9 protein-coding genes are annotated in these 11,696 nt (G+C 75.7%); 6 read left to right on the forward strand and 3 right to left on the reverse strand.

Annotation, left to right across the window (positions count from 1 at the left end):
- Nucleotides 1-84 precede the first annotated feature (84 nt).
- The 5 genes from R4Z62_RS32900 (at nucleotide 85) to R4Z62_RS32920 (ending at nucleotide 7,147) form a co-directional block, all read left to right on the forward strand.
- Nucleotides 85-846, forward strand: coding sequence for a CBS domain-containing protein (locus tag R4Z62_RS32900; protein WP_491521717.1), 762 nt, complete (start codon nucleotides 85-87; stop codon nucleotides 844-846).
- An 814-nt stretch (nucleotides 847-1,660) separates the two neighbouring features.
- Nucleotides 1,661-2,488: an MFS transporter gene (locus R4Z62_RS32905; protein WP_491521962.1), complete on the forward strand. Its 828-nt coding sequence runs from the start codon at nucleotides 1,661-1,663 to the stop codon at nucleotides 2,486-2,488.
- The gene (locus R4Z62_RS32910) at nucleotides 2,485-4,359 is read left to right on the forward strand and encodes an alpha/beta hydrolase family protein (protein WP_385502353.1); all 1,875 of its coding nucleotides are present in this window, start codon (nucleotides 2,485-2,487) and stop codon (nucleotides 4,357-4,359) included. Before R4Z62_RS32905 ends, R4Z62_RS32910 begins: the two co-directional genes overlap by 4 nt.
- Before the next feature lie 144 nt (nucleotides 4,360-4,503).
- Nucleotides 4,504-6,417 (forward strand): RiPP maturation radical SAM C-methyltransferase, encoded by a 1,914-nt coding sequence (locus tag R4Z62_RS32915; protein ID WP_491521718.1) that lies wholly within the window; start codon nucleotides 4,504-4,506, stop codon nucleotides 6,415-6,417.
- Nucleotides 6,418-6,478: 61 nt separating this feature from the next.
- A complete protein-coding gene (locus tag R4Z62_RS32920) occupies nucleotides 6,479-7,147 on the forward strand; it encodes a DUF5825 family protein (RefSeq protein ID WP_491521719.1) in 669 nt (222 codons plus the stop codon).
- Between the two features lie 35 nt (nucleotides 7,148-7,182).
- On the opposite strand, the gene R4Z62_RS32925 is transcribed toward R4Z62_RS32920, so the two are convergent.
- The 3 genes from R4Z62_RS32925 to R4Z62_RS32935 all read right to left on the reverse strand — a co-directional run bounded on the left by R4Z62_RS32925 (nucleotide 7,183) and on the right by R4Z62_RS32935 (nucleotide 10,802).
- Complete coding sequence (locus R4Z62_RS32925) at nucleotides 7,183-7,731, reverse strand: GNAT family N-acetyltransferase (RefSeq protein WP_382852223.1); 549 nt, start codon at nucleotides 7,729-7,731, stop codon at nucleotides 7,183-7,185.
- 67 nt (nucleotides 7,732-7,798) lie between these two features.
- Entirely contained in the window at nucleotides 7,799-8,701 is a 903-nt protein-coding gene (locus R4Z62_RS32930; RefSeq protein WP_064537834.1) for a GNAT family N-acetyltransferase, read from the reverse strand.
- 439 nt (nucleotides 8,702-9,140) lie between these two features.
- Nucleotides 9,141-10,802: a helix-turn-helix domain-containing protein gene (locus R4Z62_RS32935; RefSeq protein WP_491521720.1), complete on the reverse strand. Its 1,662-nt coding sequence runs from the start codon at nucleotides 10,800-10,802 to the stop codon at nucleotides 9,141-9,143.
- Nucleotides 10,803-11,011: 209 nt separating this feature from the next.
- Between R4Z62_RS32935 and R4Z62_RS32940 the strand changes: the two genes are divergently transcribed.
- Nucleotides 11,012-11,500 (forward strand): hypothetical protein, encoded by a 489-nt coding sequence (locus tag R4Z62_RS32940; RefSeq protein WP_491521721.1) that lies wholly within the window; start codon nucleotides 11,012-11,014, stop codon nucleotides 11,498-11,500.
- The last annotated feature ends 196 nt before the right edge of the window (nucleotides 11,501-11,696 follow it).

Below are 11,696 nucleotides of genomic sequence, written 5' to 3' on the forward strand. Positions count from 1 at the left end.
CCCGCGCGCCGACGCCCGCGCGCCGTGCAGGCTCGGGTACGTGCCCGTGACCAGGACGGCCACGGCGGTCGCGAGGAGCACGTCATGCGAGGCGTCCAGTACACCGTCAGCGACGTCATGACCAGCAGCGTCGTCGCCCTGGCCGGGGGCGCGGCGGAGCCGCCCGGCCGGGCGACCGCCCCGGCGGTCACCGTCCGCGCCGGCGCCACCGTGGCCGGGGCCGCCCGGCTCATGGCACGCCGCGGCGTCGAACACCTCCCCGTCGTCGACGACGCGGGCCGGCTCATCGGCATCGTCGGCCGCTCCGACCTGCTCAAGGTGTTCCTGCGCAGCGACGAGGACATCGCGGAGGAGGTCCGGCGGCTGGTCGCCGGACGGTTCCCCGTGCCGCTCGACACCGTGTTCGTGGAGGTCTTCCTCACCGGCCACACGCCGGACGCCTCCTCGCTGCCGCTCGTGCTGCGCCTGGCCCGCTCGGTGGAGAGCGTGGTGGACGTACGGGCCGCGATCACGGCACCCGGGCGGCACGGCGCCGCTCCTGGGCGGTCCGGAGCGAACCTGCCGGGGCCCGGCGCCGCTGCCGCGCGGTCCGGAGCGAACCCGCCGGGGCCCTGCACCGGTCCCGGCGCGATCCGGCGTGCACCGCCGGAGCCCGGCGCCGACTCGCCTCCGTCCGGCGTGCACCCGCCGGAGCCCGGCGCCGGCCCGCCACCGTCCGGCGCCGACCCGCCGAGAACCGGCGCCGACCCGATGAGGCCCGACGCCGCCCCGGCACGGTCCGGCCCGGATCCGGGGCCCGGCCGCACCGTACGGACGGACCCCTCGGCGCACGGCACGCGCACCTGAGCGCACGACTCACGCTCCCGCCCGAAAACACCCCCCGGGCCACTCCACGGCACCGGCGCGGGCGAACGTTCTCGGCCGAATACGCCCCGCGCGCCCTCCGCCCCGGCGGAAGGCGCCCCGCTCCCGGCGGACCCCCGCGCGCCACCGCGTCCCGGTGCGCGGAACCCCGCCCACCCCGCCCGGAGAAGCGGCGTTCCGCTGCTCCGCCCGCGGAATGCCCGCCTTCTCTTCCGCCGCGCGGACGACCGGTCCCCGCACCCCTCCTGACGCCGCCCCGGCGGACGGATCCGGCCAGCCCCGCCGCACCCTTGTCGCGTTCGTCCGGGCCGGATTAGGCTCCCGCTCGCTTCGTTCTCTCCACACTTTCTCCATGGTTTCGCCACGTCGGTGAGGTGGTCAGTGGAACGGCCGGTGTCGACCGCACGACCGTCCCGCGAGCGGACGGGCCCACGGGACTACCGACTTCTGTGGTGGGCCAACGCCGCCGACGGAGCCGGCAGCCAGGCATCCGGTGCCGTCCTCCCGCTGCTCCTGCTGGGACTGGGCAACCCGCCCCAGACCGTCGGTCTGGTCGCCGGAGTCTCCACCGCCCTCGGACTCCTGCTCGGCCCGGTCGTCGCCGTCCCCGCCGACCGGGGCGCGCGCAAACGCGTCATGCTCGGCTCGGCTCTCGTCGCCGCCCTCGCCATGGGAGCGGCGACCCTCGCCCTGACCGGCGGCCGGCCGTCCCTGTGGCTGATCCTCGCCGCCGTCCTGGGTCGAGCGGATCGCCACCGCCTGCTTCGAGGCGGCGTCCCGCGGGACGGTCGCACTGATCTGCCCCGGCCCCGAGCAGCCGCGGGCCCTTGCCCGGCTCGCCGCCGCCGACCAGGGGGCCCTGATCACCGGCCCGGCCCTCGGCGGACTGCTGTACCAGGCCGCCCGCGCGCTGCCCTTCCTCGCCGACGCGCTCTCCTACCTTGTCAGCGCCCTGTGCGTGGCCGCCATGCGCGCCGACCTCACCGCACCACCGCCGCGCGAGCCCGGCGGGGGACTGCTGCGCGAGAGCGCGGCGGGACTGCGCCTGGTGCGCTCCTCGCCGCTGCTGCGGCTGGTCCTGGTGTGGTGCACCACGGTCAACCTGGTCGTGGTGGCGCTGTACTACGGAGCCGTCTTCTCCCTCCAGCGGGCCGGACACGGCGGCGCGGTCCTCGGGGCCGTGCTCGCCGCCTCGGGCGCCGCCGGCCTGGCCGGGGCGCTGGCCGCGCCCAGGGTCGCCGGACGCCTGGGCGCCGTACGGGCCGTGACCGGCGTGACCTGGCTGCTCGTCCCCCTTGCCGCCGCGCTCGCCCTGACCACCGACGCGTGGGCGTACGGAGCGCTGTTCAGCCTCGTGTGCCTGCTGATGCCGCTGGCCTCGGTGGTGCTCCAGGCCCGCGCCCTCCAGGCGACCGCGCTCGCGCTCCAGGCCCGTACCGGAGCGGTCCTGGCCACCGCCGCCACGGGCGCCGCGGCCCTGGCCCCCGTCCTGTCCGGCGCCCTCGCCGGGCGCCTGTCCACCGCCGCGCCCGCCGTGGCCTGCGGCGTCCTGCTGGCGCTCCTGGCCGTCCACACCTGCCGGCGCCCCGTGCGCGCGGCCCTCACCGCGCGGGCCGCCGGATGACGGGCGGCGGCGGATACCAGGTGTACCGGGCCGCCCTGCCCGAGGTGTGCGCGGCCGACCCCGCGAAGATGGTGTTCACCGCGGACGCCGAGGGCCGCTGCGAGGTGTTCACCTGGGACGCCGTCAGCCGCAGCGCCCGCCAGGTCACCCACCGGCCGCGAGGCACCCTGCACTGCGCCGTCGACCGCGACGCACACGTGTGGTGGTTCGACGAGGACGAGCGCGGGGCGGGGCAGTGGCGCTTCCAGCCCTTCACCGGCGGCCCCGACCGGCCCGGACTGACGAACGTGCCCTCCGGCCTGCCGCGCGGCCTCGCGGTGAGCGACCACGCCGCCGTCGCCGTCGCCGTCGGCGAGGGCCGTACCACCACCGTCCGCACGGGCCCGCGCGGCGGCGCCGCCCGCACCCTCGCCCGCTTCGACGGCCACGCCACACTCACCGGCATCACCCCCGCGGGCGGACTCCTCGCCGTCGCGGACGCCGCGGCCGTCACCGTCCTCACCACCGGCACGGGAGCCGTACGCGCCGTCCTGCCCGGCGGCGCGAGCGGCCGGCTGTGGTCCCTCGGCTTCGCCCCCGGCGCCGACAGCGAGGAGCTTCTGCTCGTCCGCGAACACGACGACCGGTACGTCCTGGCGACCTGGCGTCCCGGCACCGGCCTTGCCACCCACACCTGGTGCGCCTTCGACACCGAGATCACCGCCCGCTGGGACGCGGACGGCCGCTCCGTCCTGATACGCCAGGACCGCCACGGCCGCTCCGCCCTGCACCGCGCCGACCTCACCCGGCGTACCCTCACCCCGGTCCCCACCCCGCCGGGCACCGTCCTGGACGCCGCCACCCGCCCCGGCGGCGACCTGCACTGCCTGTGGACCGACACCGCCCACCCGCCCCGGCTGACCTCCACCCGGCACACCCCGCTGCCCCCGCAGCCCACCGTCACCGACCGGATCCCCGGCACCCACCGGGACGTGTGGACCACCGGCCCCGACGGACCCGTGCACACCCTGCTCAGCCTGCCCGACACCGCACACGGCCCGGTCCCCGCGGTGTTCCTGGTACACGGCGGCCCCGCCGACCACGACCGCGACGCCTACGACGGCGTCGTCCACTCCCTGCTCGCCTCCGGCTTCGCCGTCGCCCGCGTCAACTACCGCGGCTCCACGGGATACGGACCCCGCTGGCGGCACGCCTTCGGCGGCGGCGTCGGCCTCACCCAGGCCGAGGACCTGGCATCCGTACGGGCCGACCTCGTCGCGCGCGGACTCGTCCGCGCGGACGCCACCGGACTGTGGGGCACCTCCTGGGGCGGCTACCTCGTCCTGCTCGCCCTCGGCACCCGCCCCGGCCTGTGGCAGGCCGGCGTCGCGGTCAAACCGGTCGCCGACTGCGCCGCCGCCCACCGCACCACCACACCCGCGCTGCGCGCCCTGGACGAACGCCTCTTCGGCGGCACCCCCGACGAGGTGCCCGAACGCTACGCGCGCAGCTCCCCGATCCGCTACGCGGCCGCCGTCCGCGCCCCGCTGCTGGTCGTCGCGGCCACCCACGACGCCAAGTGCCCGCCCGGCCAGGTCCGCGGCTACCTCGACGCGCTGCGCGCCGCCGAGGTCCCGCACGAGTCGCTGTGGCTCGACTCCGGCCACGACGGCTACGACGGCGGCGACCACGTCACCGTGCTGCGCCGCGCCGTGGTCTTCCTCGACCGCCATCTGCGCGGCCCCGGCCGCGCCCCGGGCGGCCCACCGCCCCGCCGCCCCCCGACGCCCCGCTCCGCCCGGAGCGGGGAGCACCGCACCACCGCACACACCACCGAGAGGAGAGAACCCCATGCAGAAGGACATCATCAACAACGACCCGCTCGCGGGTGACGAGGAGAACCGCAAGCCGGGCATCGGCATCACCGTCACCATTCCGTTCCGCAACGCCGAGGACGCGGAAGAGGACTGACCCCGCCCGGCCGGCCCGGCGGCGCGCCGCCGGGCCGGCCGGCACCTCACCCCCGAGGAGCCGACATGCGTGTCCTGCTGGTCAACATGCCCTGGTCGCCCATCGACCTGCCGTCCCTCGCGCTGGGAATACTCAAACGCAGCGTGGACGAGCGCGTGCCCGGCGCCCGAGCCGAAGTCCTGCACGCCAACCTCGAATTCGTCGACTGGGTCACCGCCCGGACCGAGTTCACCGGCGACGACTACGAGTACTACTCCCTCTCGTCCTACTTCATGGGCTGCGGCGACTGGGTGTTCTCCTCCGCCCTCTACGACGACCCGGGCTGGCGCGAGAAGGAGTTCACCGAGGTCATGCGCGGCAAGCTCAAGAAGCAGCGGATGGAGATGACCCGCGAACTGCACCGCGTGGTCCCCGAGTTCGTCGACGAGATCGCCCGCCGGATCGTCGCCCACGCCCCCGACGTCGTCGGCTTCACCTCCACCTTCCAGCAGAACACCGCCGCGCTCGCCGCCGCCCGCCGCGTCAAGCAGCTCGCCCCGCACCTGGTCACCGTGATGGGCGGAGCCAACTGCGACGGCGCGCAGGGCGCCGCCGTGCACCGCAACTTCCCCTTCGTCGACCACGTCGTGCGCGGCGAGGGCGAGGCCGCCTTCCCGCAGCTGCTCACCGCGCTCGCCGACGGCACGGACCTCGCCGACGTGCCCGGTCTGTGCCACCGCGGCCCCGGCGGCGAGAGCGTGGCCAACCCCATGGCCACCCGCCCGCTGCCGCCCGCCGCGATCCTGCCGCCCGACTACAGCGGCTACTTCGAACGGCTCGCGTCCTCCGCCGCCCGCAACTGGGTCGAGCCCAAGCTGGTCGTCGAGGGCGCCCGCGGCTGCTGGTGGGGCGAGAAGCACCACTGCACCTTCTGCGGCCTCAACGGCTCGTTCATGCAGTTCCGTTCGAAGAGCCCCGACACCTTCTACGAGGAGATCATCGACCTGGCCCGCCGCCACCGGGTGCTGGACATGTACGTCGTCGACAACATCCTCGACATGGGCTACCTGACGACCGTACTGCCCCGGATCATCGACAGCGAGTACGACCTGCGGCTGCACATCGAGATCAAGGCCAACATGCGCCGCGCCCAACTGCGCACCCTCGCCGACGCGGGCATGATCTACGTCCAGCCCGGCATCGAGTCGCTCAACCACCGGGTGCTCGACCTGATGGACAAGGGTGTGAGCGGCTGCCAGAACGTCCGGATGCTCCGCGACGGAGCCGAGACCGGCCTGTCCGTCGCCTGGAACTACCTGCACGGCTTCCCCGGTGAGAGCGCCGCCGACTACGAACCGGTGATCGCCCAGATCCCCGCGCTGGAACACCTCGACCCGCCGGTCGACCTGTCGGCCCGGATCGCCATCGAGCGCTTCAGCCCGTACTTCGAACGCCCCGAACTCGGTTTCACGGGACTGCGGCCCGAGGAGCACTACCGCTTCACGTACGACCTGCCGGAGGACGAACTGTACGACCTCGCCTACGTCTTCGAGGCACCCGCCCGCGGCATCGGCGAACCGACCGTCGGCGCGCTCAACGACGCCCTGGCCGCCTGGAAGAAGCACCACGCCGACGCCCGGCTCACCCATGACGACCTGGGCGACCGCATCGTCCTCGTCTCCCGGCGCCGCGCCTTCGACTGGCGGACGAGGGAACTCACCGACCCCTTCGAGCGGGCCGCGTTCCGTCTGCTCGACCAGCCGCACACCGCCGCAGCCCTCACCCGCAAGGCCGCCCGCCAGGTCCCCGGGGCCGCCCGCGACGAGGCCGCCGTGCAGGAACTCCTCGACTCCTGGACGGCCCTCGGCATCGTCTTCACCGACGGCGGACAGTACGTCCACATCGCCCCGGCCGCCGTGAACGAGGACCTGCTGCGGCTGGACTTCATGCGCCACGCCCACGCGCCGCTGACCTCGCCCGCCGAACCCGTCCACGCCTGACCGCGCCCCGCGCCCTGAGCCCCGCGCCCTGAGCCCCGATCCCCGAGGAGGAGCCCCCCGCATGAGCACCACCCTCAGTCCGCCCGCCGTCCTCGTCTGGCGCGACCACGACCCCGCCGCCTGCGAACTGCCCGGCATGTCCCTCGGCGAACTCGCCCTGCCGGGACCGCTGGAGGACGAGAGCGAACGGCTGTGGCAGCTCGGCGCCCGGCGCGTCCGGCTGCCGGAGACCGTCGACCTCGCGGGCACCGTCGACCTCGGGCGGGCCGCCGCAACGGTGGCCGCGCTGAGCCTGGTCCGGGACCTGACCGCGCGCGCCGTCCTGGTGGAATGGGAACTGCGCCTCGATCCCGGACCGGCGGCGGCCGACGACTGGCAGGCCCTCAGCCATCTCCAGCCCCCGCAGCGCATCGAGGGCCCCGAAGCGGCCGACGAGGCGCTGCGCGCCTGGCGCCGCGGCCACTACCTGTGCAAGTGCCTGTGGCGCAAGGGCCCCGGCTTCGTGCAGATCCGCGACCGCCGCTGGGGCGACCTGCGCCGCTTCACCGCCGACGAGCCCCACTACGAGCAGGCCATCGAACGCCTGGCGTACGGCGCCCCCGCGCACACCCTGCCCTCCGGCGTCCTCGACGACTTCCGCGGCGAGAGACTCGTCCTCGACGTCGGCCCGCTCGCCTGGTGGCTGCCCTACCGGGTCAGCCGCTGGCTCCAGGAGTCGATGACCATCTGAGGACGCCGGTCGCGGAACCGGTCTCAGATCCGCTCTCAGATCCGCTCTCGGGGCCGGTCGAGGCGCCAGACCACGTCGACGCCGCTGCCGGGCGGGGCGACGGGCCCGGGAGCACGCTCACGCCGGACCTCGGTGAACCCCAGCCGGCGCGGGACGGCGGCACTGGGGACGTTGGCCAGATCGTGGAGTATCTCCAGGTACTCCACGTCCGGCAGCGTGAACATCTCGGCGACCAGGGCGGCCGTCGCCCGGGTGGCGATGCCCCGGCCGGTGGCGGCCGGATGCAGCCAGTACCCCAGCCGCCACCCCCCGGGCTCGGCCCGGTAGCTCTGGCACATGCCGACAGGCGTGCCGTCCTCCACGACGGCGTAGTTGTATATCTCCCCGCTGTCCCACCTGGCCTCGGACCTCTCCAGGAAGTCCCGGGTGCGTTCCTCGCTGTGCTCGGCGACCCACGGCACCCACGGGAGCAGATGGTCCGCGGACTCCTCGATCAGCCGGAACGCCTGGGCGGCGTCGCGCCCGGCCCGCCAGCGCCGCAGGAGGAGGCCCTCGCACTCGATGATCTGACTCGGTCGGTCCATGACCGCCATGATCGTCGCCGTGTCCCGCCCGGGGAAGTACCGCACCGGACGGGCGGGCCGCGGCCGGTCAGGCATCCGGCCGGTCCGCTCGCGCGGACGCGGGCAACGCGTCCCGGCGCCGGTCCCGCCGCTCGGGCAGGAGCCGGAAACCCGCCGCCCGGTAGGTGGCGACGGCGGCGGTGCGGGCACTCGGCGTGCAGACGAGGGCACTGGAGGCGCCCAGCCGCCTGAGCGCGGCCGCCGCCGCGCGGGTGACCGCCGTGCCGTGGCCGCGGCGGCGGTGATCCCGGTGCACGCCCATCGGTTCCAGCAGCCCCGGCCGTCCCGGTCCGGCGGACCACACCGCCACCGCCGCCACCGCGGTGTCCCGCTCGTCATAGGCGAGCAGGCACCGCGCGTCGGTGAACGGCGTCCCGCCCGCCATCGCGTGCCAGTGCGACGCCGTGAACGCCGACCCCTCGAAGGCCGAGCGGTGCACGGCCGCCCACACCCGCGCCCGCTCGGGACCGGCCACCTCGATCCGCAGGCCCGGGTCCTCCACCGGCTCCGCGAGGTCCCGGCGCAGCGGTGTCCACGACTCGTCGGCCCGCCACCCGCGCTCGGCCAGCAGATCCTGGACCAGCGAGCCCGTGGGCGCCTCGACGTACACCGTCCCGGCCCCCAGCACACCCCGCTCGGGCCGCGCCGCGTCCTCGACCACGCTCCGCGCCAGCTCCTCGTCGTGCCGTGCCTCCGGCGCGGTCGTGAGGCGCAGCAGGCCGGGGCCGTCCAGCAGTCCGACGGCGAGCACCCGCCCCCGCCTGCGCCAGGTCCGGACCGCCGCGGCGCACGCCCGCGCGCCGCGCCGCCGGTACCAGCCCAGATCGCCCGGGTGCAGCTGGAGCGGCGCCTCGTCGCGCTGCCAGCGCCGCAGCGCGTCCTCGACCTCGTCCAACCCGCCGATGCCCGGTGTACCCAACTCCGTCGCCATACCCCGGATCACACACCATCGTGTCACCGGCGCGCATCCGGATTCCGTCCATGGAGGACCCCTGAGCGTCGTCCTCCCCGAGACGCACCCCCTGGCCGGCCGCCGGACGCTCGGCCCCGCCGACCCGGCGGACGAACCCCGGGTGCCGGGCAGTCCCAAGACCGAGGCGTGTCCGACCCGTTGCGCCGAGCGGGCGGACTCCACCCCGGGGATGCGCAACACGACCACCGGCCACTTCGTCGGGCGCTCGCTGGTCGCGGCCGGCCTGGGTGTCCCGCTTGTCCCCGCCGTCGCGCCGACCCCGGAACCGCCGGGGCCGCGGGCCGCGCCGGTGGGCCCGCCGGCCCCGCCCGGCACATCGGCGCCGCCGTGCCGCGCCGCCGCGACCACCCCGTCACCCGGTCCCTCGTGCGCGCCCTGCGCGAACAGGTGGCGGCCGTCATGCCCGGCCCGGCCGGTAGGTGATCATCAGCGGTTCGCCGGTGACCGTCACCGTCCGCCCGGCTGGCCCGGTCCGCCCGTCCAGGCGGCGCACGGCGCGAGCCCCCGCACCGGTCGGCACCGGCGCGCTGCCCCGGTCGGCCCAGCGGATCACCGCGGGCACCGGGCGGCCCGAGGCGTCCGGCGGCAGCAGGAAGCGGCACTGCCAGACGTGCGCGGGCAGGCCGTCCGCGCGTCCGGAGCCGCAGGAGCCGATACGCGCCCCGCGCAGCCACCCCTGGAGCGCGCCCACCGCCCGGCCCGCCGCGGTCGGCGGACCGCCCTCGGCCTGGAGCACCACGGGCAGCCTGGTGCCGCCCCAGTCGTAGAAGTAGCTGCGCCGGTACCGCAGATACAGCCCGACGAGATAGAAGCGCACCGCGTGGTCGACCGCCTCCCGCTCGCTCAGCGGCGCCGTCTCCGCGATCTCGTACGCCGTCCCGGTGTTCCACAGCGGAGGGTGGACGCCCGCCCGGTGGAAGGTCCGTTCGATGATTTCCTGGAGCCGGACGAAGTCCTCCGGCGGACCCGCAGGGCTCCGCTGGGTGAGCTTCACCCCGGCCGCGTCGCAGTCCTGGTAGCCGCCCGCCGCGGCGAACCGCAGCAGGAACTCCTGGGCGGACGGCTCCCGGAGCCCGGCCATCGACGGGCACACCACGGTCGCCGCGGGGTCGTCGCGCCGGAGCACCGCCGCCGCCCCCCGCGCCATCCGGGCCAGTTCTTCCGCGCCCCCGGTCCAGTAGTGCGGTGACGGCGCGAGGCTCCACAGTTCGTACGCCTGGATCCGGCCCCTGTAGCGGGCGGCGACGGCGTGCACGAAGTCCGTCCAGTCCGCGGGCCGGTCGGGCGGCGAGGTCCGCGAGCCGTCGCCGTACGGGGTGCGCGGACCGCCGGGCGAGGCCCAGCCCGGCGTGCCCCCGAAGCTGAGCAGCACCGGCAGCCCGGCCCGGCGCGCCCCGGCGACCAGGCGGTCCAGGACCGTCCAGGAGAAGTGCCCCCGGGCGGGCTCCAGCAGCGACCAGCGGGTGCGGCTGTCCCAGAGCCGCACCGCGCCCACCGTGAAGCCGGGCATGGCACCGCTGCTGCTGTTCAGGGTCACCCCGAAGAACGCGGGCGGCACCGGTGCCGGCGGCTGGGACCAGGCCGGGCCCGGCACCCACTGTGCGGCCTTCGGCGCGTGCCGGGCCTCCCGCGGTCCCCGGGCCGTCCCCCGGGCCGTGCTGCCCGCCGCCAGCAGGGCGACCAGGCAGACCATCGCGACGGCCGCCGCGAGCGGTCGGCGGCGCGCCCCGGCAGGCCGCGCGGACGGCGGCACCGGCGCTCCGCGCGCGGGAGCGGCCTCCGGCCCTCCGTCCACCATCCTTTCGCGTACCGGCCTTTCGCGTACGGCCGTGACCGCGCTCGCCGACCGCCACGCCTCGTACAGCGCGTGCAGTTCCTGCCGGGACGCCCCGCACGCCGTGCCGATCCGCTCCACCATGCCGTAACTGCCCGGCACCACACGGCCCCGGCAGTACCGGTGCACGGCGGACGCGCTGGCCCCGCAGCGGCCGGCCAGTGCCTCGTAGCTGAGGCCGCTGCGCTCCTTCAGCTCGCGCAGCAGCGCGTCCAGGTCCGGCATCCCCCACCCCCGAAGGTCCGCTCCCCGGTCCCGCCGCCCCGCGTCCGCGCAGGCCGGAGGGGCCGTCACATCCCTCTCGCCGAGCGGGACGTGAACTCCTTGCCGTGCCGCAAGGCCCTCGACCACGATGCCGGTGCCGCCCCTCGCGGGGCAACGGCAACACGCACCGCGCGCCGCCGATCCGCGGCGCGCAGGACGAAGGGACACCCATGCGCACACTTCTGCGGACCGCCACCTTGTCCGCCGTCCTGACCCTGGCCGCGGGCGGCCTCGTCGCGGGCGCCGCCACCACCGCGTCGGCCGCCGGCAAGAACTGCGACGCCGGGACCAAACTCGATGCGTACGGAGTCGTCGGCGGCGGTTCCAGCTACGCCTACGCCGGCCGGAACGTCCAGCTCCTCAACGGCCGGACCCGCAACTACACGCACGGTCAGATCATCAGCGGCTACCACCGGGGCGACCGGACCTGGGTGGACCGCAGCCGCAACAAGATGCCCAAGACGCCCAAGCACCCCTCGACGGCCCTGGTGAAGTCCCACGGCGGCTGGAAGCAGTGCGGCCCGTTCAACAGCTCCACCACCGACAGCGTCATCAACTGGGACACGTCCAAGGTCAGGCACTACGCGGTCCGGGTCTGCATCGACCCCGCGGGCAGCAGGCCGTACCACTGCGGCGCCTGGTACACCGACGCCTCCTGACCGCCCTCCTGCCCGGCGCCCGGCTCGCCGTCCTCATCTCCGCGCTGATCGCCGCCGGGCCGGGGCCGGCAGCCCTGCCCGAGGTGTAGGTGGCTCGGTGGGGGCGAGTGGTGCGGCTGGCACGGGTGTTGCCGTCGTTGCCGACGTCGCCGCAACACCGGTCGGCGGACCGGTCGTGACCTGCGTGCCGGACGTG

The sequence above is a fragment of the Streptomyces sp. PL-25 genome (genome assembly GCF_058344915.1).

Coding starts and splice junctions, on each gene's coding strand:
- R4Z62_RS32900 (WP_491521717.1), top strand. CDS start 85: ATGCGAGGCGTCCAGTACACCGTCAGCGACGTCATGACCAGCAGCGTC.
- R4Z62_RS32910 (WP_385502353.1), top strand. CDS start 2,485: ATGACGGGCGGCGGCGGATACCAGGTGTACCGGGCCGCCCTGCCCGAG.
- R4Z62_RS32915 (WP_491521718.1), top strand. CDS start 4,504: ATGCGTGTCCTGCTGGTCAACATGCCCTGGTCGCCCATCGACCTGCCG.
- R4Z62_RS32920 (WP_491521719.1), top strand. CDS start 6,479: ATGAGCACCACCCTCAGTCCGCCCGCCGTCCTCGTCTGGCGCGACCAC.
- R4Z62_RS32925 (WP_382852223.1), bottom strand. CDS start 7,731: ATGGACCGACCGAGTCAGATCATCGAGTGCGAGGGCCTCCTCCTGCGG.
- R4Z62_RS32930 (WP_064537834.1), bottom strand. CDS start 8,701: ATGGCGACGGAGTTGGGTACACCGGGCATCGGCGGGTTGGACGAGGTC.
- R4Z62_RS32935 (WP_491521720.1), bottom strand. CDS start 10,802: ATGCCGGACCTGGACGCGCTGCTGCGCGAGCTGAAGGAGCGCAGCGGC.
- R4Z62_RS32940 (WP_491521721.1), top strand. CDS start 11,012: ATGCGCACACTTCTGCGGACCGCCACCTTGTCCGCCGTCCTGACCCTG.